Below are 23109 nucleotides of genomic sequence, written 5' to 3' on the forward strand. Positions count from 1 at the left end.
CATGAGCTCGCACGAAGCAGTAGTAATCGCCGGTGCCGACAGCCTCGACGAACCGCTGAATTTCGACAGCGCTTCACTTGAACGTTGGATGATCGAACATGTCGACGGATTTATCGGCCCCCTGAATATCATGCGGCTTAAGGGCGGGCAGTCGATCCCCACGTATCGACTTGATTCACCGTCGGGGAGCTACATTCTGCGTCGTAAACCGTCTGGTCCTGTGCTCAAAGGAGCGCACAGCGTCGAACGCGAGGCACGGGTTCAGCTAGCTCTTTCCACTAAGGGCTTTGCGGTACCTCAGATCATGGGTGTCTGTGAAACCACTGATGTAATCGGCAGTGCGTTCTATGTGATGGAGCGGGTTGAGGGACGAATCTTCTGGGATGCGACCTTCCCAGGTGTGGAGCGGCGCGAAGCCTACTTCGATGCGATGAATACCACCCTTGCACAGTTGCATAGCATCGATCCTGTCACTGTTGGCTTGGCCGACTATGGCCGCCCAGGAAATTACTTCTCTCGACAGATCGAACGCTGGACGCGGCAATACCTGGATGACCCAGCTGCCGGGCGCGATGCAAACATGGACGCCCTGGTTGAATGGTTGCCGGCACACATCCCGGTCGGTGATGAATCGAGCATCGTGCACGGTGATTTTCGGTGCGACAACATGATCTTCCACCCCAGCGAGCCACGCATTGTGGCGGTGCTGGATTGGGAACTGTCGACTCTGGGAAACCCCCTGGCCGATTTCGCCTATCACGCCATGATGTACCGCATGCCTCCACACATCGTCGCCGGGCTCGCCGGGGCAGATTTGCATGCATTGGGCATTCCTTCCGAAGACGAATATGTCGCGGAATATTGTCGTCGAACCGGGCGCAACAACATTCCCGACTGGCCGTTCTACATCGCTTTCAATTTTTTCCGGCTGGCCGCGATTTTCCACGGTATCCAAGGACGCGTACTGCGTGGCACGGCAGCATCGACCAATGCCCGCGAGCGCGCCAGAAGCTTCCCGATGTTGGCTGAACTGGCGCGACGCGCCATGGAGGAGTGCAAATGAGCGCGCCTGTGCAGATGCGGATCGAAGGGGACATAGCCTATCTGACCCTGAACCGCCCTGAAGCTGGTAATGCCATCGACCTCACGCTTGCTCATGCACTGCTGCAGGCAGTGATTCGCTGTGATCAAGACGCAGGAATTCGTTGCGTAGTTCTTAGTGGCTCTGGTCGATTTTTCTGCACGGGAGGTGACCTTGGTGCCTTCAAGGCTGCAGGGGATGAAATCTCGGGGTTCCTCAGCGAGATTGCCGGTGTGTTGCACATGTCCATTTCACGCCTTATGCGGATGAACAAGCCCATGTTAGTGCTGGTGAATGGCCCGGCAGCCGGGGCTGGATTCAGTTTGGCGCTTGCAGGAGACATTGTGGTGGCCACTCGTGGGGCCAGTTTTGCTCCTGCATATGGCTCGGTAGGCCTGAGCCCTGACGGCGGGTTGACTTGGCATCTGCCTCGCCTCTTGGGTATGCGCAGAGCGCAGGAGGTGATTCTTCTGAACCAGCGCCTGAGCGCCGTGGATGCTGCTCAGCAGGGGCTGATAACCCTAGTGGTGGACGACGACGCTCTCCATTCAGAAGGCGCACGACTGGCACGCGCTCTGGCCGATTCAGCTACTGCCGCTATCGGCCGCACCCGCCGACTTTTGTTGGAAACCTACGGTGGCGGCCTCGAATCGCACCTGGAAAAAGAAGCCCGCTGTGTCGCTGAGTCTGGCGCCGGTCCTGAGGCCCGTGAGGGAGTCACGGCCTTTAGCGAAAAACGTCAACCGAATTTCCAAGTAGGAGTCTAATAATGGCTGAAGCCTATATTGTCGGGGCTGTACGTACTGCCGGTGCTCGGCGCAATGGTCAACTCGCATGCTGGCATCCGGCGGATATGGGGGGGGAGGTGATCAATGCGCTTCTGGAGCGAAGTGGCATTGATCCGGCGGTCGTTGATGATGTGATCATCGGTTGCGTCACGCAAGCCGGCGAGCAGTCTTTCGCCTTTGCTCGAAATGTGGTGTTGGCTTCGTCCCTTCCACAAAGTGTGCCGGCTGTAACCATCGATCGCCAGTGCGGTAGCTCTCAACAGGCGGTCCATTTTGCTGCTCAGGCAGTGATGTCTGGTGTGCAAGATGTGGTAATCGCTGGCGGCGTCGAAAGCATGAGCCGAGTCCCAATGTTCTCCAACCTGTCGTTCCATGAGCGTGAAGGTTTGGGGGTGGGCCCATTCAGTGAACGGATCAAGAAGCGGTTCGGCGTCGAGACCTTTAGCCAGTTTGAGGGCGCGGAGATGCTCGCGCAAAAATATGGCTTTGATCGAGAAACCCTGGATCGCTATGCGCTCCAAAGTCACCAGCGTGCGTCGCACGCAACCACATCTGGCGTATTCCAGGACGAGATAGTTCCCCTGACTACCGATACTGGGTTGCATTGTCGGGATGAGGGTATTCGACATGATGCGACTTTGGAGGGGATTTCTTCGGTTCGTCTAATCAGGGAGGGCGGTGTGATCAGCGCCGCCAACGCCAGCCAGATCTGCGACGGTGCATCCGCGCTCTTGATAGTGAGTGAGCGGGCGTTGAAGGAGCACAACCTGATTCCGTTGGCGCGGATTGTGTCGATGGCCGTCACCGCCGGTGATCCGGTGATCATGTTGGAAGAACCTATCCAAGCGTCCCGACGTGCACTGCAACGAGCTGGCTTGAGCATTGCTGATATTGATCTTTATGAGATCAACGAAGCTTTTGCTCCGGTGCCCCTGGCCTGGCTGCAGGCACTGGAAGCCAATCCGGACCAGCTCAATGTCAATGGCGGGGCTATTGCTCTCGGGCATCCATTGGGCGCCACCGGTACCAAGCTTATGACCACTCTGTTGCACTCGCTCAAAGCTCGCGGCTTGCGCTATGGCCTGCAGGCCATCTGCGAGGGTGGTGGCGTCGCAAACGCGACTATCGTGGAGGTGCTTTGATATGGCGCTCCACACCCGAGTCACAGAATTACTCGGCATCGACCACCCAATCGTTCAGGGCGGCATGATGTGGGTTGGCCGCGCCGAATTGGCCAGCGCCGTTTCGAATGCCGGAGGGCTTGGCATGCTTACTGCGTTGACTCAGCCGACACCGGATGATCTGCGGCGAGAAATCGAGCGCTGCCGGAAGATGACGGACAAGCCATTCGGCGTGAACCTGACCATCTTACCCTCGGTGAGCCCTCCGCCTTATGCAGAGTACCGCAAGGCCATCATCGACAGCGGCGTACGGGTCGTCGAGACGGCGGGAAACAAACCGCACGAGCATGTCGAGGACTTCAAGGCGCATGGGCTGACGGTGATTCATAAGTGCACTTCTGTGCGCCATGCACTTTCAGCGCAGAAGATGGGCGTCGACATCGTCTCTATTGACGGTTTCGAATGTGCCGGACACCCAGGGGAAGATGATATTCCTGGTTTGGTGCTCATTCCCGCTGCCGCTGACAAGATCCGGGTGCCGATGATCGCCAGCGGTGGATTTGGTGATGGTCGCGGCCTTGCTGCAGCGCTTGCGCTAGGCGCGGAGGGTATCAACATGGGTACGCGCTTCTGCGCAACTGTCGAGGCGCCAATTCATGATGCGATCAAGCTGTTCCTGGTGAACAACGATGAGCGTGACACGCGGCTGATATTTCGGCAGTTCCACAATACCGGACGCGTGGCCCGCAACAGCATCTCTGATCGCGTGGTAGCTATGTCGCAGCAACCGGGGGTGACTTTCGAGGATATTCGCCCGCTGGTAAGTGGAGCTTGTGGGCGTGAGGCCTTGGAGACAGGAAATCTCGATGCTGGTCTTGTCTGGGCAGGTCAGGTCCAAGGGCTGATTCATGACATTCCGACCTGCGCAGAACTGTTGACCAGAATCGTTGATGACGCAGGTGAAATCATTAACCGACGCTTACCCGGATTCTTTCGTGCCCACCAGGAGGTAACTGCATGAGCTACCAGTTTATCCGTGTAGAACGTGAAGGCCGTCTGACGACAATTATCCTCAACCGACCTGAGGCTCATAACGCACTCAACGCTGCGGCGCATCTCGAGCTGCAACAAGCGTTCGACGACTTTGGGGCCGATGAGGAACAGTGGGTCGCGATCGTTACGGGCTCGGGCAGCAAGGCATTCTGTGCTGGCCACGACCTCAAGCAGCAGGCAAGTGGTGGCGGCTTGGTTACTCCGGAGAAAGGTTTTGCCGGGCTGACCGCGCGCTTCGATTTGAGTAAGCCGGTAATTGCTGCTGTGAATGGAGTGGCCATGGGCGGCGGCTTCGAACTGGCGTTGGCTTGCGACATCATCGTTGCATCTGAGAACGCAGTGTTTGCTCTGCCTGAACCTCGCGTCGGCCTGGCAGCGCTGGCGGGTGGGCTACAGCGCTTGCCTCAGGTTATTGGTCTCAAGCGCAGCATGGGCATGCTGCTTACTGGGCGCCGGGTTAGTGCCCGTGAGGGAGTGGACCTTGGCTTCGTCAACGAGGTTTGCTCCGACGATGTGCTTTCCCTGGCTCGCTGTTGGGCTGCGGAGATGTTGGCGTGTAGTCCTCTATCCCTGCGAGCCACCAAAGAGGCAGTGCTTCGTGGACTTGATGTGCCCATCGAAACGGCCCTTGTTGAGGAATGGCAGTATCCGCAGGTAGTTTCGATGCTCGAGTCGATGGATGCCATTGAAGGGCCGCGTGCTTTCGCTGAAAAGCGGCCGCCACAGTGGTCAGGTCGCTGATAAGCGACTTGCTCCCCTAGTTCCCGATCAACGCTATGGATGAGCTCCAGAATTGCTCAGGCGAGATGGTTTTCTCTGCCTTGAGTTCCATTAGTTGACAAACCCGGGAACCAAATCTGGGCACAAAAATAAGGATAACCATCATGCATCCATCCATTCACGCACTTTCCGCGCCTGACAAGGCAGCCTGCATCCTTGCTTCGTCTGGCCAAATCCTAAGTTACGCAGAACTTGAGCGCTTCGCTAACCAGGGAGCACATCTGTTTCGTGCCCTTGGTCTGCAACGCGGAGACACCGTCGCGGTGCTTCTCGAAAACGGCCTTGATGTATTCACCATCTCCTGGGCGGCTCAGCGCTGTGGGCTTTATCTGACAGCTATTTCTAACCGCGCCTCTTCAAACGATGTCGCCTACATAGTCAGCGATTCTGGGGCACGAGTCTTGATAGCCTCAGACACGTTTTTTGAACTCGGTCTGAGTGCTATCCAGCGTCTGGAGGACAATGCACCACGGTTCTTCAGCACGACAGCCTTCGCTAAGGAGCGTGCAGCCAAGGCCGTAACTCGCATTGACGACGAAAGCCCGGGCGCTGACATGCTGTACTCGTCTGGAATGACTGGGCGCCCAAAAGGTGTGAAGCCGTCACTCCCCGAGGGGCCTGTCGCCAACGAAAGTCCATTGATGTCAATGGGACGTCAGTTTTATGGCATGGGATCGGATAGCATCTATCTGTCTACTTCGCCGCTCTACCATGCTGCGCCATTGCGCTGGGCGCTTGCGATCCAGGGGCTTGGTGGCACCGTGGTAGTCATGGAAAAGTTCGATGCCGAGCAGACGCTTCAGCTAATTGAACGCTACTCCGTTACACAAGCGACCTTCGTGCCGACGCACTTCGTTCGCATCCTCAAACTGCCAGCTGAGGTCCGCGACGCCTATGACTACTCATCGTTGCGTGCCGTGGTACATGCTGCGGGTCCGTGCCCTATTGAAGTTAAGCACGCCATGATCCAGTGGTGGGGACCGATCATTCACGAGTATTACTCGGGCACAGAGTGTTGCGGGCTTACCGCCCTTAATGCAGAGGAATGGCTTCGCAAACCGGGTTCAGTCGGACGTGCTGTGTTGGGGACAGTCAAGATCCTCGATGAGGAGGGCCAAGAGGTACCGGCCAGAACTGTGGGGGATATCTACTTTGCCGATGGTCCTCGCTTTGAGTACCACAACGACCCGGAGAAGACACGGAAGGCTTACGACCATCGAGGGTGGGCAACATTAGGTGATATAGGCTGGGTTGATGAGGACGGCTACCTTTTTCTCACTGACCGAAAGAGCTTCATGATTATCTCCGGGGGGGTAAACATCTACCCGCAAGAAATCGAAAATGTGCTCATGACACACCCCGATGTGGATGATGTGGCAGTGTTCGGTATAGCTGATGAGGAGATGGGTGAAAAGGTAGTGGCCGTTGTGAAGCCTCGCGATCAGCAAACAGCTGGACCCACCTTGGCGGAGCTCCTTCGTGCATTTGTGCGTGAGTCGCTGGGCGGAGTGAAATGCCCGCAGCGCGTCGATTTTCGCGATGAATTGCCGCGTGAACCCAACGGCAAGCTGATGAAGCGTCTGCTACGCGAGGAGTATCAGAAAAGAATGGACACCTCCTCTCCCGATTGAGCAGTGTCTGCGCCTGCAGGTAGGGCATCAGCGGCTTTGTATTGGAGTGAGGTTGTTTGGGCATCACTTTCCTCGATATGCCGAACTATTAACGACTGCATCGGCCAGGGATGGCATATGTCGGTCGTCGGCGGTGATCTGGACAGCGCAGAAAGCCCTAAACAACCAATTGCCCATGCCGAAGGCTATCCAATGATCGATGGCCCTGCACCTTCAGGGGGGCGTTTCTCACCGCACTCCATTCGCCTGTGCAATAAGGCTCGTCAGACCTCTCATGGCATAACGGAGCTGGATCATGCCCGGACTGCGCCAAGTTCCCATCAGCCACCGCCTGTGGCTGATTCTGTTGACTTCCCAGGTAATACTTCTCGCCCTAGCCGGTTTGTTGCTCATCCAGAACTTTGGAGACCTGCATACCGCGAAAGCGCTGAAAACCCAGCATGTGGTTGAAACCGCGAGCAGCATCCTGCGCTACTACCGAGAACAGGAAAACGCGGGGAAGCTCAACCGTGTGCAGGCGCAGAACCAAGCCATCGAACTGATGCGCAGCCTGCGCTACAACGGTAACGATTACTTCTGGCTAGAGGACCTCGAGACACGCATGGTCATGCACCCTAGCCCAAAAATCGAAGGCAAGGTGATGACGGGTACCCTTGATCCTGATGGCAGACCATTTTTCGACGAAATGGTGAGGGTCGCAAAGCACGATGGGGCTGGACTCGTGCACTACAGTTGGCCTCGCCCGGGCTCGGATGCGCCGGTGAAGAAGGTGTCCTACGTGGAGCTATTCAAGCCTTGGGGTTGGGTAGTTGGTTCAGGAATATACGTCGACGATGTACAGGATGAATTTCGCGCACACGTACTGAATACCTTGGGAATAGTGTTGCTGACGGGCCTTCTGCTCACTGTCCTCATCGTCCTGATCGCCCGCAGCATCACTTCGCCGTTATGCGAAGCGGTCAATGCTATGGCCAATATTGCCAGTGGGGAAGCTGACCTTACCCGTAGGCTGGACGACTATTGGCACGACGAACTCACCGATTTGGGCAATCATTTCAATACGTTCACCCTCAAGTTACAGGGGGTCATCGGCCATTCACTGGAAACTGCCGGCTCGCTCGACCATGCGTCACGATCCCTTGGCGTAATTGCAAGCGATGCCCAGTACCAGAGCCTACAGCAGTCGCGGCAGATGGAGTTGGTCGCCACCGCGGTGCAAGAACTCTCCTACTCCGTGCAGGAAGTGGCGGCAAACGCTAAGCACGCCGCCAGCGAAGTACGCGATGCCGAAGAACAGGCACACAGGGGGCAGAACAACATCGGCAGCAGCTTGGAACAGATCGACCAGCTCTCCAGTACCATTGGCAAGGCAGTCGAAGTGATTCAGTCACTGGCCCAGGAGAGTACCCAGATCAACTCTGTGCTCGAAGTCATCCGTTCCATCGCCGAGCAGACCAACTTGCTGGCCGTGAATGCCGCAATCGAGGCAGCTCGTGCCGGTGAACAAGGGCGGGGGTTCGCCGTCGTTGCCGACGAGGTTCGCTTACTGGCGCAACGCACGCAGAAATCCACTGCCGAAATCCAGACAATGATTGAGCGTCTCCAGGCCAATTCCGAGGCTGCCGTTCAGGTCATCGACGAGAGCAGCCATGCGTCCACCCAGACCGTCGATAAGGCGCGCCTGGCAGGCATTAGTTTGGAACAGATCGCACAGTCGCTGCGCAATCTGACAGACCTGAATGCATCTATAGCCAGTGCTACCTTGCAGCAGTCCCAAGTGGTAGAGGGAATCAACCAGAACGTGACGCAGGCGGCCTCACTGGCTGAAGCGAATGCCGTGGCCGCTAGCCAATCGAAAGAGGCAAGCTGCCACCTTGACGCTCTAGCTAGCCAGTTGAATCAGACCCTACGGCAGTTCCGCGTATAGGCTCGTACTGGATTCCTGGTACATGACGAAACGGCGTACCGGCAAGCACCTGGTTTAGCGCCTTGCGTTTGAAGGATTCGGGAAAAACGGAGCTGCCCTACTAGTAAACAGGGCCAGCGAGCAATGCTCGCCGGCCCTGTTGTTTACTCTTTGATGCCCTCTATTCCTTCGGGGCCAATGGTCTCGACCTAACTGCGAAAGCCAGTTTTGGATGGCTGGCGCCGCTGCCTCCCCAGGCAGCGGCCATGCACCGTCTCGGTGCATCCGTTTCAACATTCAGTGAAAAAGTTTCAGTGTTTGTTGAAAAACTACGTGACCCGGATTCAATCCCAGCTCAGCGCACCGCCGGTCTGGTATTCAATAACGCGAGTTTCGAAGAAGTTCTTCTCTTTCTTCAGGTCCATGATTTCGGACATCCACGGGAACGGGTTGGTCGCGCCCGGGTATTCCTCTTTCAGGCCGATCTGGGTCAGGCGGCGGTTGGCGATGAATTTGAGGTAGTCCTCCATCATGGCCGCGTTCATGCCCAGTACGCCGCGCGGCATGGTGTCGCGAGCGTATTCGATCTCGAGCTGGGTGCCCTGCAGGATCATCTGGGTGGCTTCGTCCTTCATCTGGGCATCCCACAGGTGCGGGTTCTCGATCTTGATCTGGTTGATCACGTCGATGCCGAAGTTCAGGTGCATGGACTCGTCACGCAGGATGTACTGGAACTGCTCGGCAGTGCCGGTCATCTTGTTGCGGCGGCCCATGGAGAGGATCTGGGTGAAGCCGCAGTAGAAGAAGATGCCTTCCAGTACGCAGTAGTAGGCGATCAGGTTGCGCAGGAACTGGCGGTCGGTCTCCGGGGTGCCGGTCTTGAACTCGGGGTCGGAGATCGAGCGGGTGTACTTGAGGCCCCAGGACGCTTTCTTCGCGACGCTCGGAATCTCGTGGTACATGTTGAAGATTTCGCCTTCATCCATGCCCAGCGACTCGATGCAGTACTGGTAGGCGTGGGTGTGGATCGCCTCTTCGAAGGCCTGGCGCAGGATGTACTGGCGGCATTCGGGGTTGGTGATCAGGCGGTACACGGCCAGCACCAGGTTGTTGGCAACCAGGGAGTCGGCGGTGGAGAAGAAGCCGAGGTTGCGCATCACGATGCGGCGCTCGTCTTCGGACAGGCCGTCCTTGCTCTTCCACAGAGCAATGTCGGCGTTCATGTTCACTTCCTGCGGCATCCAGTGGTTGGCGCAACCATCCAGATACTTCTGCCAGGCCCAGTCGTACTTGAAGGGTACGAGCTGGTTGAGGTCGGCGCGGGCGTTGATCATCTGCTTGTCGCCAACCTGCACGCGCGCGGCGGAGCCTTCGAGGTCGTCCAGGCCTTCCTGGATGTCGAGGGCGTCGAGGGCCTTCTTGGCGCGGGCGACGGCGTCGGAGTCGTCGGCCGATACGGCGCGGGCGTCTTCAACGGAGCCGGCGGCTTCGTCGTCGAGCTTGTCGATGTTCTTGGCTGCGGCCTGGGCAACGGCGGGGGCTGCCTTGGCTTCGGTGGGGTCTTCTTTGTCGAATTCGTCCCAGCTGAGCATTGTTCCTCTCCTGGTCTGCGGACCGGTCTGTGCCGGCCTGGGTGTTTGGGTGCGTGGATGGATGCACGCGAAAGCGTTGGATCAAGGACGGGGCGGTGGTTTGCCCTGGCCTGTGCACACCCGGTTTGTGGGTGTGACTGTTCGGATATCGGTGCTGCCTTTTTACCCTCTCCCCCGGCCCCTCTCCCGCAAGCGGGAGAGGGGAGGGAAGAGCCCTCTCCCGGAGGAGAGGGGGCGGCCCGTGCGATGCCTTATTGGCAGGCTTCGCAGTCCGGGTTGTCGATGGAGCACGCGCTGGGCACCGGAGCCGGTGCCGGCGCTGCAGCCGGAGCGGCTTGCAGGGTGTCGCTGCCGCCTGCCGATACGGCGTTCAGCTTGCCGGTGTTGATGGTCGACTTCTCGGTGCTGGTGGCGGCCAGGGCGCGGAGGTAGTAGGTGGTTTTCAGGCCACGGTACCAAGCCATGCGGTAGGTCACGTCCAGCTTCTTGCCCGAGGCGCCGGCGATGTAGAGGTTCAGGGACTGGGCCTGATCGATCCACTTCTGACGGCGGCTGGCGGCGTCGACGATCCACTTGGTTTCGACTTCGAAGGCGGTGGCGTACAGGTCTTTCAGGTCTTGCGGGATGCGCTCGATCTGCTGCACGGAGCCGTCGTAGTACTTCAGGTCGTTGACCATGACCGGGTCCCACAGGCCACGAGCCTTGAGGTCGTGTACCAGGTAGGGGTTGATCACGGTGAACTCGCCGGAGAGGTTCGATTTCACGTAGAGGTTCTGGTAGGTCGGCTCGATGGACTGCGATACGCCGGTGATGTTGGCGATGGTCGCGGTCGGCGCGATGGCCATGATGTTCGAGTTACGAATACCTTTCTTGACGCGCTCGCGAACCGGGGCCCAGTCCAGGGACTCGGTCAGGTCGACGTCGATGTACTTCTGGCCACGGGCCTCGATCAGGATCTGCTGGGAGTCCAGCGGCAGGATGCCTTTGGACCACAGGGAGCCGTCGAAGGTCTCGTAGGCGCCGCGCTCGTCGGCCAGGTCGCAGGAAGCCTGGATGGCGAAGTAGCTCACCGCTTCCATGGACTTGTCGGCGAACTCGATGGCCGCGTCGGAGCCGTAGGCGATGTGCTGCAGGTACAGAGCGTCCTGGAAGCCCATGATGCCCAGGCCAACCGGACGGTGCTTGAGGTTCGAGTTGCGAGCCTGCGGAACCGAGTAGTAGTTGATGTCGATAACGTTATCGAGCATGCGTACTGCGGTCTTGACGGTCTTCTCGAGCTTGGCGGTGTCCAGCTTGCCATCGACGATGTGGTTCACCAGGTTCACAGAACCCAGGTTGCAGACCGCGATCTCGTCCTTGTTGGTGTTCAGGGTGATCTCGGTGCACAGGTTGGAGCTGTGGACCACGCCCACGTGCTGCTGCGGGCTACGCAGGTTGCACGGGTCCTTGAAGGTCAGCCACGGGTGGCCGGTCTCGAAGAGCATCGAGAGCATCTTGCGCCACAGGTCTTTGGCCTGGATGGTCTTGAACAGCTTGATCTTGCCGTACTGGGTCAGGGCTTCGTAGTACTCGTAGCGCTCTTCGAAGGCCTTGCCGGTCAGGTCGTGCAGGTCCGGTACTTCGGACGGCGAGAACAGGGTCCACTGGCCATCGTCGAATACGCGCTTCATGAACAGGTCCGGAATCCAGTTCGCGGTGTTCATGTCGTGGGTACGGCGGCGGTCGTCACCGGTGTTCTTGCGGAGTTCGATGAACTCTTCGATGTCCATGTGCCAGGTTTCCAGGTAGGCACAGACAGCGCCCTTGCGCTTGCCACCCTGGTTAACGGCGACGGCGGTGTCGTTCACGACTTTCAGGAACGGAACCACGCCCTGGGACTTGCCGTTGGTGCCCTTGATGTAGGAGCCCAGTGCACGTACCGGGGTCCAGTCGTTGCCCAGGCCGCCTGCGAATTTGGACAGCATGGCGTTGTCGTGGATGGCGCTGTAGATGCCCGACAGGTCGTCCGGAACGGTGGTCAGGTAGCAGGACGACAGCTGCGGACGCAGGGTGCCGGCGTTGAACAGGGTCGGGGTCGACGACATGTAGTCGAAGGAGGACAGCAGGTTGTAGAACTCGATGGCGCGTTCTTCTTTCTGCTTCTCTTCGATGGCCAGGCCCATGGCCACGCGCATGAAGAAGACCTGCGGCAGTTCGAAGCGGATGCCGTCCTTGTGGATGAAGTAGCGGTCGTACAGGGTCTGCAGGCCGAGGTAGGTGAACTGCTGGTCACGCTCGTGGTTGATGGCCTTGCCCAGTTTTTCCAGGTCGAAGGTTTTCAGCTGCGGGTCGAGCAGTTCGAACTCGACGCCTTTTTCCACGTAGGCCGGCAGGGCCTTGGCGTAGAGGTCGGCCATCTCGTGGTGAGTGGCGCTCTCGGCAACACCGAGGAAGCCCAGCGCTTCGGCGCGCAGGGTGTCCATCAGCAGGCGAGCGGTGACGTAGGAGTAGTTCGGCTCGCGCTCTACCAGGGTACGGGCAGTCATCACCAGGGCGGTGTTGACGTCCTTCTCGGCTACGCCGTCGTAGAGGTTCTTCAGGGTTTCACGCTCGATCAGCTCGCCGTCGACTTCGGCCAGGGCTTCGCAGGCTTCGCTGATGATGGTGTTCAGGCGGCCCATGTCCAGCGGCTGCTGGCTGCCATCGGCGCGGGTGATGCGGATGCTCGGGTGCGGCTGGGCGACGTCGCCGCCGGCGCTGCGCTTGGAGCGCTCCTGGGCGCGGGACTCGCGGTAGATCACGTAGTCACGGGCGACTTTCTGCTCGCCGGCGCGCATCAGGGCCAGTTCGACCTGGTCCTGGATTTCTTCGATGTGGATGGTGCCGCCGGAGGGCATGCGACGCTTGAAGGTCGCGGTGACCTGTTCGGTCAGGCGGGCGACGGTTTCATGGATACGCGAAGAAGCTGCGGCAGTACCGCCTTCCACAGCGAGGAACGCCTTGGTGATGGCAACGGTGATCTTGTCGTCGGTGTAGGCGACAACGGTGCCGTTGCGTTTGATCACGCGCAGCTGGCCGGGCGCGGTGGCGGCCAGATCCTGATTGGAATCTGCTGCCTGCGGCGCGGTGGCCTGCGGGTTCTCGCGAGTGGTGTCGGTCTGCATGGGGTTCTCCATGTTCTGATTTATGTAAGGGCGCCTGAATCGCCTTCGTTCCCTTTTCACAACGCAATACGCACGGCAACGGCGCCGGGCGCGAACACGTGGTGCTTCGGGGCTGAAGGACAGGACTCAAGTGCCTTCCTGGCCCTACAAGTCAATCGCCACGGTGTTAAAGATCCGTGACAACCACAATACCTAGTGGTGGGCGCTGTTGGCGCCTCACCTGCTTCCGACCCCCAGTCACGTTCTTTGTGTCCTGGGCCGGCACCACTCGCCAGAGGCGTTTGGTGGGTGAAATACCGCTTGTGACACACCGGTGGTCAGGCTCGGAAAAAGCCTTTAGCGCTTGATTCTAATTAGTGTCCGGTGGTACGCCCTCACCCCTATATGTAGGGGCTGAGCTCGATGGGGGTACAAGATAATGCGCTGTCGGGGGTATTGCAAGGCGAGCCACAACATCTAGCCTGTGGATAACTTGTGGGTGATTTGTGGGTGACTGCAGGGTAACGGATGCAAAGGCCCGGTGGCTCTAGGCTCTGCCGTTCGTCGCCGCCGAATGGACGGTTTTCGAGGTAGTGTGGCGCTGTCGATGGCGTCGCAAGCTAACACAATATCTTGTGTTTTCGCTCGTATCTGGCATGCGCTGTGCTATCCATCCGGCATTGATACAATGCGGACCCGTTTTTCGATGGTCCTGACGCTGTCTAGGGAGTGCGTGGTGGAGCAAGAAGCCTGGCGAATCCTCATAGTCGAAGACGATCAGCGACTGGCCGATCTGACCCGTGAATACCTGGAAGGCAACGGCCTGCAGGTCTCCATCGAGTCCGATGGCGGCCAGGCGGTGGCGCGCATCCTCAAGGAGCGCCCGGATCTGGTGGTGCTGGACCTGATGCTGCCGGGGGAGGATGGCCTGTCCATCTGCCGCAAGCTGCGTGGCCAGTACGAGGGGCCGATCCTGATGCTCACCGCACGCACCGATGACATGGATCAGGTACTGGGCCTGGAGTTGGGGGCCGATGACTATGTGTGCAAGCCGGTGCGCCCGCGAGTGCTGCTGGCGCGCATCCGTGCCTTGTTGCGGCGCAGCGAGGTAGTCGCCGAGGTGCCCGTTGTGGAAAACCAGCGCCGCCTGGAGTTCGGTCCGCTGGTGATCGACAACGCCATGCGCGAGGCCTGGCTCAACGAGCGCAGCATCGAGCTGACCAGTGCGGAGTTCGACCTGCTCTGGCTGCTGGCCGTGAACGCTGGGCGCATCCTGTCCCGCGAGGAGATCTTCAATTCCCTGCGTGGCATCGAGTACGACGGCCAGGACCGCTCCATCGACGTGCGCATTTCGCGCATCCGCCCGAAGATCGGTGACGACCCCATGCATCCGCGCCTGATCAAGACGGTGCGCAGCAAGGGCTATCTATTTGTCAGGGAGGCCGCCGAAGGCCTCTGACGCTGGCGACAGTCCATGAACTCGATCTTCCTGCGCATTTACGGCGGCATGCTGGTGACCCTGGTGCTGGTGGCGCTGCTTGGCGTCTTCACTATCCACCAGGTCAACCAGGTGCGTTCTGACCAGTACCGCGAGAGCCTCGCCCGCGGCACCTTCCGCCTGATGGCCGACAACCTCCAGCCCATGAATGAAGTGGAGCGCCGCCGCGCGGTGGTGCTCTGGGGGCGCCTGCTGGGCATTCCCCTGGAACTGCAGCCCATGGAGGGCTCGAAGCTGGACAACAGCGCGCGCAATCGCCTGACACGCGGCCAGGTACTGGTGGAACAGACCGGCCCCCATGCGGCGCGGGTGTTCGCCCTGGTGAGTGTGGGCGAGCGGCTGCTGCTGACTGGTGATGTGGAGCAGATCAGCGAGCAGTTGGCGCGGGCCACCGTCTATCTATTGATGGATGAGCTGGTGCGCTTCCCGGTGAACGAACAGCCCCAGCGCCTGGCGTCCATCAAGGAGAACAAGCAGTTCGGCTTCGACATGCGGCTGATCCCGCTGAAGGACGCTGACCTGGACGTCGATCAGCGTCGCCGGGTGGACGAGGGCGATACGGTGATGGCGCTGGGCAAGGATGGTGACTCCATCCGCGTATTCTCCGGCATGGTGGACACGCCCTGGGTGCTGGAGATGGGCCCGTTGCATCAGATGAACCCTTATCCGCCACAGATGCTGGTGCTGATCGGCTTTCTCGGCCTGACCCTGATCGGCCTGACCGTGTATTTCCTGGTGCGTCAGCTGGAGCATCGGTTGATGGGGCTGGAGAGCGCTGCCACCGACATCGCCCAGGGCAAGCTGGATGCGCGGGTTCCTACCAGGGGCGCCGACTCAGTGGGGCGCCTGGCCGCTGCTTTCAATGGTATGGCCGAGCAGTTGCAGCGCCTGCTGATGCTGCAACGCGAACTGATCCGCGCGGTGTCCCATGAGCTGCGTACCCCGGTGGCGCGGCTGCGCTTCGGCCTGGAGATGATCGGCGACGCCGACAATGACGAGTCCCGGCGCAAATATATGGAAGGCATGGACGGCGACATCCAGGAACTGGACAAGCTGGTGGACGAGATGCTGACTTACGCGCGCCTGGAGCAGGGCTCGCCGGCCCTGCATTTCCAGCGCGTGGACCTGGATGCGCTGTTCGACCAGGTGATCGCCGAACTGTCCCCCTTGCGTGCCTCGGTACGCATCGAGCGCGGCCTGTGCCTGAACGTCGGCAACGACGGGGCCTGGGTCGAAGCCGAGCCGCGCTACCTGCACCGCGCCCTGCAGAACCTGGTGAGCAATGCCATGCGCCATGCGGAATCACGCGTGCAATTGAACTACCAGATTGGCCACAAGCGCTGCCGCATCGACGTCGAGGACGACGGTCCTGGCGTGCCGGAAAGCCAGTGGGAGAAAATCTTCAAACCCTTCATGCGGCTGGACGACAGCCGCACTCGCGCCTCCGGCGGCCACGGCCTGGGGCTGTCCATCGTGCGGCGGATCATCTACTGGCACGCCGGCCGCGCACAGGTCGGCCGCAGCGAGTCATTGGGCGGCGCGCGGTTCAGCCTGGTATGGCCGCGCCGGCAGAGCGAGGCGGAGACGCTGTAACACGGCCCGTCTGGGCACATCTTGTGGGGGCGAACTCATTCGCGATTGAAATCGCCCCCACAAGGGAGGGCGAACCGCCGGTGTGATTCCGATATCGGTGTGCATTGCGCCCCGTTGGCTGGGTACTTGAGGGGATGGTCTGTCTTGCAGAATTCGGGACAGCTGCGCTGTCCTCAGCGAATGAATTCGCCCCCACAGGAGTTCCGAGCGGATTCAGTTCGTCGGATGGGTGGAGCGGAGCGATACCCATCAATGCCTTGTGGGAGCGAATTTATTCGCGATTGAAATCGCCCCCACAGAGGCGATTGCCAGCCGCTCGCTTCAGGCGGCGACTGCCACCAGGCTCAACAACCGCCCCTGGAAGTCGCAATGCCAGCCTTCCAGTTCACTCCCTGCCTTCCATTCCGCCGACAGGTCGATCAGCAGCCTCAGGCGCGCTCGGGCGTCATCGCAATCCAACAGCTCCGCATCGTGGAAGTAGAAGCGCTTCCGAACGATGGGATAGAGCGCCTTGAACAGGCTCTCCTTGATGGAGAAGGTCAGGGTGATGCGCTCGGCCTTCTGCTCGGGCGTGAGGCCATCCAACCGTTGCAGTTCGGCGGGGGTGAGGATTTCTTTTGCCAGGCGCAGGGCGCGCTCGGCTGACATGCGTTCTTCAAGGTCCAGGCCCAGGCCGAGCCATTGACTGCCATGGGCGACCAGGGCAGTGGCCAAGCCATGGCTGTGGCTGATGGAACCGGTGATCCCGGCGGGCCAGACCGGTGCGCGGTCTTCACCAAGGGCAGGCACATCGGCGCGGCCGGTCAGGGCGAGGAGGGCGCTGCGGGCGCAGAGGCGGCCGGCGAGGAATTCCGTCTGCCGCTTGGCCACCGAACGCTGGATATTGGCCGGTGCGGCAATGACGCTGCGGGCAAAGTCGTCGGCGGCGAGCAGGGTCGGGTCGAAGCGGCAGGAGCGCATGACCACACCCGGCAAGGCTTCAGGGAAGGGCCAGGTGGCGTCGAAGGGACTGCAGCAGGCGGGGTGGTTCGAAGTCATGGCGGCATTCTGCCCGGCGTCGTTGGAATCGGCCAGCGGAGCGGCCGTTTACATATGTTTGCAAATGGCAAACAAAGCGAAACGGAAGCCGGGCCCTGGTTTTTGCCAGACTAGCCGGGCGTTTCTTCTGGAACGCAGGTGAGGTTGTAGTCTGGAAGCCTGGCAGTGCCGGTTCCGGACATTTTCTCTGAATTGAGTGCGGGAGCCCGGATGGGCTCCCGTTTTTTTTGCCTGCGATTCAGGGGGGGCGGGCTGAAAGTGTCTTAGGACGGTGTAAGAGGTTTCGTTCAGCTCAGGTTCAAGAAGGGTTCAGGAGCGGTTCAGTGGGTGGCGAGCAATCTAGCTCCGAGTTCAGCCAACTACTCGACCACTCGAAGAGGAATCACATCATGAACCCTATCTTCAGCCGTATCGCCCTCGCTTCCGCCCTGGCCCTCGCCGCTGCTGGTGCCCAGGCCGCCGACAACTTCGTTGGCCTGACCTGGGGCCAGACCAACAACAACATCCAGAAGTCCGATTCGCTGAACGCGAACCTGAACAACCCCAAGCTGGACAAAGTTATCCACAAGACTGACACCTGGGGTGTGCGTGCCGGCCAGATGACTGATAGCGGCCGCTATTACATGACCTACGAAAACTTCTCCGATACGGACAGCGGCAACAAGCTGCGCCAGCAAAACCTGCTCGGCAGCTACGATGTGTTCGTACCCGTGGGTGACTACAACACCAAGCTGTTCGGCGGTGCCACCCTCGGCCTGGTGAAGCTGGAGCAGGAAAGCAAGGGTATGAGCCGCGACAGCAACATCAACTACGCTGCTGGCCTGCAGGCCGGTATCCTCCAGGACCTGAGCAAGAACGCGTCGATCGAAGCCGGCTACCGTTACCTGCGTACCAACGTCAGCACCGACATGGGTGAACACGGCGGCCCGCGCCTGGGCTCCCTGGACCTGCACAGCAGCGGCCAGGCCTACATCGGCGCGAACTACAAGTTCTGATCCGCCCTTGTTCAGCATCGGCCGGGCTTTTGCCCGGCCAACTCATAGAAAGGGAGAACTGCCCATGAAACTGCTGGTTGTGGAAGACGAAGCGCTGCTGCGCCATCACCTCTACACCCGCCTGGGCGAACAGGGCCACGTGGTGGATGCCGTTCCCAACGCCGAAGAGGCGCTCTATCGCGCCGCCGAATACAACCATGACCTGGCCGTGGTCGACCTCGGCCTGCCTGGTATCAGCGGGCTGGATTTGATCCGCCAGCTGCGCAGCCAGGGCCAGAACTTCCCCATCCTCATTCTTACCGCCCGCGGTAACTGGCAGGACAAGGTCGAAGGCCTGGCCGCCGGCGCCGACGATTATGTGGTCAAGCCATTCCAGTTCGAGGAGCTGGAGGCGCGGCTCAATGCCTTGCTGCGGCGCTCGTCCGGCTTCGTCCAGTCCACCATCGAAGCAGGGCCGTTGCTGCTGGACCTGAATCGCAAGCAGGCACAGCTGGATGGAGAGCCGATTGCGCTCACCGCTTACGAGTACCGCATCCTCGAATACCTCATGCGGCATCACCAGCAGGTGGTGGCCAAGGAGCGGCTGATGGAGCAGCTGTATCCGAATGACGAGGAACGCGATCCCAATGTGATCGAAGTGCTGGTGGGACGTCTGCGTCGCAAGCTGGAGGGTGGCAGCGGCTTCAAACCCATCGACACCGTGCGCGGCCAGGGCTACCTGTTCACCGAGCGCTGCCGATGATCCGCAGTTGGCGCAAGCTGGGATCGTCGCTGCGCCTGCGGCTGATGCTCGGCGCCGCGGCGATGGCGGTGCTGTTCATGCTTGCCCTGCTGCCGGCCCTGCGTGGGGCTTTCGTTATTGCCCTCGACCAGTCCATCCAGCAGCGCCTGGCCGCCGACGCCAGCGCGCTGATCGCTGCGGCCCGGGTGGAAAACGGTCAGCTGGAAATGCCCGACAAGCTGCCCAACGAGGAATTCGACAACCTGGAAGCCAGCCAGCTCGGCTACATCTATGACAGTGAGGGGCGGCTGGTCTGGCAGTCGCTTTCGTCGCGGGATGAGCGCGTCGAGTACAGCCCGCGCTACGACGGCCAGGGGCACGAGTTCCTCCGGGTCGCGGACGCCAGGGGGCGCGAGTTCTTCGTTTATGACGTGGAGGTGGACCTGCTGCGCGGGCAGAAGGCGGCCTACAGCGTCGTCACCATGCAGCCGGTGAGCGACTACCAGTCCATGTACGACGGCTTCCTCAAACAGCTCTATGTCTGGTTGGGCGGTGCGTTGCTGGTGCTGCTGGGGCTGCTCTGGTTCGGCCTGACCTGGGGCTTTCGCAGCCTGCGCGGGCTCAGCGCCGAGCTGGACCAGGTGGAGTCCGGCAGCCGCGACAGCCTGAGCGATGAGCATCCCCGAGAGCTGCTGCGCCTGACCAAATCCCTAAACCGCCTGCTGGACAGCGAACGCCGCCAGCGCGAGCGCTACCGCCATTCCCTGGACGACCTGGCCCACAGCCTGAAGACGCCGCTCTCGGTATTGCAGGGCGTGAGCGAGAACATCGCCGCCCGCCCCGACGATCGCGAACAGGCGCGGGTGCTGCAGAGCCAGATCGAGCGTATGAGCCAGCAGATCAGCTACCAGTTGCAGCGCGCTTCCCTGCGCAAGAGCGGCCTGGTGCGCCATCGGGTGCAACTGGCGCCTTTGCTGGACACCCTCTGCGATGCGCTGGACAAGGTCTACCGGGAAAAACGCGTGCGCGTGGAGCGGGACTTCGACAAGGCCCTGATGATCCCCATGGAGCAGGGCGCCTTGCTGGAGTTGCTTGGCAACCTGCTGGAGAACGCCTTCCGCCTGTGCCTGGGGGAAATTCGCGTCAGTGCGCGGGTGCGCGATGGTTATTGCGAACTGAAGGTGGAAGACGACGGCCCCGGCGTGCCGGTGGACCAGCGCGAGCGCATCCTCAAACGCGGCGAACGCCTGGACGCCCAACATTCGGGGCAGGGCATCGGTACGGCGGTGGTGAAGGACATCATCGAGAGCTACGACGGCGAGCTGTTCCTCGAAGAGTCGCCGCTGGGCGGGGCGGAGTTCAGGATTCGGTTTCCGTTGATTTGATCTGCTTTTCTCCCCTCTCCCTCTGGGAGAGGGGCGGGGGTGAGGGGGGTTGGGTGGATTGAGCTGTTGGGCCTCGTTCCTCGGCGCCAACCTGCGGCAGGACTTCGTCCTGCTTGGCGAATGAATTCGCCCCTACACAGACATTTCCCGCCAGTCGCTCAAGCCTCCTGCGCCCGATAGACCCCCGGCGTCAGCCCGGTCCACTTCTTGAACGCCCTATGGAATGCTGAAGGCTCGGAGAAACCGAGCTGTTCGGCGATGTCCTGGATCGACAGTTCATCCCGGCCCAGGTGGTAGATGGCCAGGTCGCGGCGCAGGTGGTCCTTCAGTTCCTGAAAACTCGACCCTTCTTCACGCAGGTGGCGGCGCAGGGTCTGCGGGCTGGTGTGCAGCTGCTGGGCCACCGCTTCCAGGTCCGGCCAGGTGCGGCAGTCGCGACCGAGCAGGCGGCGGATCTGGCTGGTCAGGCTGTCGCCGCCATCCGGACGGGCCAGCAAGTCGGCTGGGGAATGTTCGAGGAAGTGCCTGAGGGTGCGTTCGTCCTGCAGCAGCGGCATTGCCAGATAGCGCGCATGGAAGCGCAGGCTGGTGCGCGGCGCAGCGAACTGGCGGCTGGTGGGAAAGAGCAGTTCGTACTCGGCGGCATGGGCCGGTTCGTCGTAGCTGAACGTGGCTTCTTCCAGGCGGATGCGCTGACCGATCAGCCAGCTGCCCAGGCGGTGCCAGATCACCAACAGGCTTTCCACCAGGAAGTGGTCCGGGTCCGACAGCGTCGCGTCGTCCACCGTCAGCACGGCGAAGTCGCCATCCCGCGCAAGGCTGATGCGCGGTGCGTCGGGAAACAGCCCGTAGAAGAGGGTGCCCCGGCCGAGCGCCTTGTCCAGGGTGCGGCAGTGGATGATGGCGTGGCACATCATGGCGAAGGTGCCGCGCTTGCTGCGCTGCAGGCCGAAGCCCATGTACTCGTCGTCCAGCACTTCCCAGAGCAATTGCAGCAGCCGGGTGAACTGCTCGGGGGCCACCCGTGCCCGAGGTTCATCCAGCAGCGCCGGCTGGATGCCGGCTGCACGCAGGACGGGCGCGCAATCCACGCCCTGGCGCATGGCGCCGCGCAGGGCGGCCCGGACGAAATGGCTGGCGATGGTGCGCTCACGCATGGGGGCGATCCGTGGTCGGGGAGGCCGATGGTAGGGCCCGGCCAAAGGCGGCCACAAGGGCGCAAGTGGCGGAATTCCCCCCGGGTGCTTGGCGGAAATCCGCCCGATGTCGATCGGAACGCAGCTTTGGTGTGTATTTAAAGTGTTGAAATATAAGGGTTTTATTGAAAATTAAGACTTGGCATAGCGGCTGCAATAGGGACTGTGCCGTCCATTCGACTGGACCGCACAACAACAAAAGTCTCCCAGACAGGGAGATACGTCGATCACAGTGACGCCAGGCCTTACGGAACAGGTCGGGATCACTTGAAAGGAACACTGCCATGTCCCGCCAACCGTTCTACAAGAGCCTGTACGTACAGGTCATCGTCGCCATCGCCATCGGTATCCTGCTGGGTCACTTCTATCCGGAAACCGGCGTCGCCCTCAAACCCCTGGGTGACGGCTTCGTCAAACTGATCAAGATGGCCATCGCGCCCATCATCTTCTGCACCGTGGTCAGCGGCATCGCCGGCATGCAGGACATGAAGGCAGTGGGCAAGACCGGCGGCTACGCGCTGCTGTATTTCGAAATCGTTTCTACTGTTGCCCTGCTCATCGGCCTGGTCGTGGTCAACATCGTCCAGCCTGGCGTCGGCATGCATGTCGATCCGTCCACCCTGGACACCAAGGGCATTGCCGCCTTCGCCGCCGCCGGCGAACAGCAGAGCACCATCGCCTTCCTGCTGAACGTGATCCCGAGCACTATCGTTGGTGCCTTCGCATCGGGCGACATCCTGCAGGTGCTGTTCTTCTCCGTGATCTTCGCCTTTGCCCTGCAACGCATGGGTGACCACGGCAAGCCGGTGCTGGAGTTCATCGACCGCATCGCCCAGGTCATGTTCGGCATCATCAACATGATCATGAAGGTCGCCCCCATCGGCGCCTTCGGTGCCATGGCCTTTACCATCGGCCAGTACGGCGTGGGTTCGCTGGTGCAGCTCGGCCAGCTGATGCTGTGCTTCTACATCACCTGCGTGTTCTTCATCCTGGTGGTCCTGGGCGGCATCGCCCGCGCCCATGGCTTCAGCATCCTGCGCTTCATCAAGTACATCCGCGAGGAACTGCTGATCGTGCTCGGCACCTCGTCGTCCGAGTCGGCCCTGCCGCGCATGCTGAACAAGATGGAAAAGCTGGGTGCCAAGAAGTCCGTGGTCGGCCTGGTCATCCCCACCGGCTACTCCTTCAACCTGGACGGCACCTCCATCTACCTGACGATGGCTGCGGTGTTCATCGCTCAGGCCACTGACACCACCATGGACATCACCCACCAGCTGACCCTGCTGGCCGTGCTGCTGATCGCCTCCAAGGGTGCCGCCGGTGTCACCGGTTCCGGCTTCATCGTGCTGGCTGCCACCCTGTCCGCCGTTGGCCACCTGCCGGTTGCCGGCCTGGCGCTGATCCTCGGCATCGACCGCTTCATGTCCGAAGCCCGCGCCCTGACCAACCTGATCGGCAACGGCGTTGCCACCATCGTGGTCGCCAAGTGGTGCAAGCAACTGGACGAAGACACCCTGCAGCGTGAGCTGGCTTCCGGCGGCAAGGCCGAAGCCCCGTCCGCTCCGCAGACCGCTGCCTGATCGACACCTGCTACAGCGTTCTCCTCCTG

At 60.7% G+C, this 23109-nt stretch carries 17 protein-coding genes; 13 read left to right on the forward strand and 4 right to left on the reverse strand.

The window, feature by feature from the left end; translation table 11 throughout:
- Position 1 precedes the first annotated feature (1 nt).
- The 7 genes from E8E91_RS27220 to E8E91_RS27250 all read left to right on the forward strand — a co-directional run bounded on the left by E8E91_RS27220 (position 2) and on the right by E8E91_RS27250 (position 8381).
- A complete protein-coding gene (locus E8E91_RS27220) occupies positions 2-1063 on the forward strand; it encodes a phosphotransferase (protein ID WP_280347785.1) in 1062 nt (353 codons plus the stop codon).
- Complete coding sequence (locus tag E8E91_RS27225) at positions 1060-1848, forward strand: enoyl-CoA hydratase-related protein (RefSeq protein ID WP_280380215.1); 789 nt, start codon at positions 1060-1062, stop codon at positions 1846-1848. The genes E8E91_RS27220 and E8E91_RS27225 overlap by 4 nt, the downstream gene beginning before the upstream one ends.
- Before the next feature lie 2 nt (positions 1849-1850).
- Positions 1851-3011: an acetyl-CoA C-acetyltransferase gene (locus tag E8E91_RS27230; protein ID WP_280380218.1), complete on the forward strand. Its 1161-nt coding sequence runs from the start codon at positions 1851-1853 to the stop codon at positions 3009-3011.
- A 1-nt stretch (position 3012) separates the two neighbouring features.
- On the forward strand, positions 3013-4011 hold the full coding sequence (locus tag E8E91_RS27235) for a nitronate monooxygenase family protein (protein WP_280347791.1): 999 nt from the start codon (positions 3013-3015) through the stop codon (positions 4009-4011).
- Positions 4008-4784: an enoyl-CoA hydratase-related protein gene (locus tag E8E91_RS27240; protein WP_280347793.1), complete on the forward strand. Its 777-nt coding sequence runs from the start codon at positions 4008-4010 to the stop codon at positions 4782-4784. Before E8E91_RS27235 ends, E8E91_RS27240 begins: the two co-directional genes overlap by 4 nt.
- A gap of 143 nt (positions 4785-4927) precedes the next feature.
- The gene (locus tag E8E91_RS27245; RefSeq protein WP_280380220.1) at positions 4928-6454 is read left to right on the forward strand and encodes an acyl-CoA synthetase; all 1527 of its coding nucleotides are present in this window, start codon (positions 4928-4930) and stop codon (positions 6452-6454) included.
- A gap of 295 nt (positions 6455-6749) precedes the next feature.
- On the forward strand, positions 6750-8381 hold the full coding sequence (locus tag E8E91_RS27250) for a methyl-accepting chemotaxis protein (RefSeq protein ID WP_280380222.1): 1632 nt from the start codon (positions 6750-6752) through the stop codon (positions 8379-8381).
- A gap of 323 nt (positions 8382-8704) precedes the next feature.
- Here the strand turns inward: E8E91_RS27250 and E8E91_RS27255 are convergent, their stop codons facing one another.
- Positions 8705-9952 carry a ribonucleotide-diphosphate reductase subunit beta gene (locus E8E91_RS27255; protein WP_028628950.1) on the reverse strand — a complete coding sequence of 416 codons (1248 nt, stop codon included), beginning with the start codon at positions 9950-9952 and terminating at the stop codon, positions 8705-8707.
- 251 nt (positions 9953-10203) lie between these two features.
- Positions 10204-13095 (reverse strand): ribonucleoside-diphosphate reductase subunit alpha, encoded by a 2892-nt coding sequence (locus E8E91_RS27260; RefSeq protein ID WP_280380224.1) that lies wholly within the window; start codon positions 13093-13095, stop codon positions 10204-10206.
- A gap of 715 nt (positions 13096-13810) precedes the next feature.
- Between E8E91_RS27260 and E8E91_RS27265 the strand changes: the two genes are divergently transcribed.
- Together E8E91_RS27265 and E8E91_RS27270 are read left to right on the forward strand one after the other, a co-directional pair.
- The gene (locus E8E91_RS27265) at positions 13811-14533 is read left to right on the forward strand and encodes a response regulator (RefSeq protein ID WP_280368911.1); all 723 of its coding nucleotides are present in this window, start codon (positions 13811-13813) and stop codon (positions 14531-14533) included.
- A gap of 15 nt (positions 14534-14548) precedes the next feature.
- Entirely contained in the window at positions 14549-16165 is a 1617-nt protein-coding gene (locus E8E91_RS27270) for an ATP-binding protein (protein WP_280368913.1), read from the forward strand.
- 321 nt (positions 16166-16486) lie between these two features.
- On the opposite strand, the gene E8E91_RS27275 is transcribed toward E8E91_RS27270, so the two are convergent.
- Positions 16487-17203 carry a 4'-phosphopantetheinyl transferase superfamily protein gene (locus E8E91_RS27275; protein WP_280380226.1) on the reverse strand — a complete coding sequence of 239 codons (717 nt, stop codon included), beginning with the start codon at positions 17201-17203 and terminating at the stop codon, positions 16487-16489.
- Between the two features lie 389 nt (positions 17204-17592).
- Here E8E91_RS27275 and E8E91_RS27280 point away from each other — a divergent pair, with 389 nt between their 5' ends.
- The 3 genes from E8E91_RS27280 (at position 17593) to E8E91_RS27290 (ending at position 20304) form a co-directional block, all read left to right on the forward strand.
- The gene (locus E8E91_RS27280) at positions 17593-18198 is read left to right on the forward strand and encodes an outer membrane beta-barrel protein (protein WP_280380228.1); all 606 of its coding nucleotides are present in this window, start codon (positions 17593-17595) and stop codon (positions 18196-18198) included.
- A gap of 64 nt (positions 18199-18262) precedes the next feature.
- Complete coding sequence (locus E8E91_RS27285) at positions 18263-18940, forward strand: response regulator (protein WP_280380230.1); 678 nt, start codon at positions 18263-18265, stop codon at positions 18938-18940.
- Positions 18941-18957: 17 nt separating this feature from the next.
- On the forward strand, positions 18958-20304 hold the full coding sequence (locus E8E91_RS27290; RefSeq protein WP_280380369.1) for an ATP-binding protein: 1347 nt from the start codon (positions 18958-18960) through the stop codon (positions 20302-20304).
- Between the two features lie 158 nt (positions 20305-20462).
- Here the strand turns inward: E8E91_RS27290 and E8E91_RS27295 are convergent, their stop codons facing one another.
- Positions 20463-21461 carry an AraC family transcriptional regulator gene (locus tag E8E91_RS27295; RefSeq protein ID WP_280380232.1) on the reverse strand — a complete coding sequence of 333 codons (999 nt, stop codon included), beginning with the start codon at positions 21459-21461 and terminating at the stop codon, positions 20463-20465.
- A gap of 323 nt (positions 21462-21784) precedes the next feature.
- On the opposite strand from E8E91_RS27295, the gene E8E91_RS27300 reads away from it, so the two are divergent.
- Positions 21785-23080 carry a dicarboxylate/amino acid:cation symporter gene (locus tag E8E91_RS27300; protein ID WP_280368921.1) on the forward strand — a complete coding sequence of 432 codons (1296 nt, stop codon included), beginning with the start codon at positions 21785-21787 and terminating at the stop codon, positions 23078-23080.
- Positions 23081-23109: the final 29 nt, after the last annotated feature.

Source organism: Pseudomonas sp. BN515 (genome assembly GCF_029873155.1).
Taxonomy (GTDB): domain Bacteria; phylum Pseudomonadota; class Gammaproteobacteria; order Pseudomonadales; family Pseudomonadaceae; genus Metapseudomonas.

Bases quoted from the DNA above. Each gene is read 5' to 3' on its own strand.
- E8E91_RS27300 (WP_280368921.1), top strand. From the start codon at position 21,785: ATGTCCCGCCAACCGTTCTACAAGAGCCTGTACGTACAGGTCATCGTC.
- E8E91_RS27220 (WP_280347785.1), top strand. From the start codon at position 2: ATGAGCTCGCACGAAGCAGTAGTAATCGCCGGTGCCGACAGCCTCGAC.
- E8E91_RS27270 (WP_280368913.1), top strand. From the start codon at position 14,549: ATGAACTCGATCTTCCTGCGCATTTACGGCGGCATGCTGGTGACCCTG.
- E8E91_RS27255 (WP_028628950.1), bottom strand. From the start codon at position 9,952: ATGCTCAGCTGGGACGAATTCGACAAAGAAGACCCCACCGAAGCCAAG.
- E8E91_RS27235 (WP_280347791.1), top strand. From the start codon at position 3,013: ATGGCGCTCCACACCCGAGTCACAGAATTACTCGGCATCGACCACCCA.
- E8E91_RS27275 (WP_280380226.1), bottom strand. From the start codon at position 17,203: ATGACTTCGAACCACCCCGCCTGCTGCAGTCCCTTCGACGCCACCTGG.
- E8E91_RS27260 (WP_280380224.1), bottom strand. From the start codon at position 13,095: ATGCAGACCGACACCACTCGCGAGAACCCGCAGGCCACCGCGCCGCAG.
- E8E91_RS27245 (WP_280380220.1), top strand. From the start codon at position 4,928: ATGCATCCATCCATTCACGCACTTTCCGCGCCTGACAAGGCAGCCTGC.
- E8E91_RS27240 (WP_280347793.1), top strand. From the start codon at position 4,008: ATGAGCTACCAGTTTATCCGTGTAGAACGTGAAGGCCGTCTGACGACA.
- E8E91_RS27280 (WP_280380228.1), top strand. From the start codon at position 17,593: ATGAACCCTATCTTCAGCCGTATCGCCCTCGCTTCCGCCCTGGCCCTC.
- E8E91_RS27295 (WP_280380232.1), bottom strand. From the start codon at position 21,461: ATGCGTGAGCGCACCATCGCCAGCCATTTCGTCCGGGCCGCCCTGCGC.
- E8E91_RS27250 (WP_280380222.1), top strand. From the start codon at position 6,750: ATGCCCGGACTGCGCCAAGTTCCCATCAGCCACCGCCTGTGGCTGATT.
- E8E91_RS27225 (WP_280380215.1), top strand. From the start codon at position 1,060: ATGAGCGCGCCTGTGCAGATGCGGATCGAAGGGGACATAGCCTATCTG.
- E8E91_RS27230 (WP_280380218.1), top strand. From the start codon at position 1,851: ATGGCTGAAGCCTATATTGTCGGGGCTGTACGTACTGCCGGTGCTCGG.
- E8E91_RS27285 (WP_280380230.1), top strand. From the start codon at position 18,263: ATGAAACTGCTGGTTGTGGAAGACGAAGCGCTGCTGCGCCATCACCTC.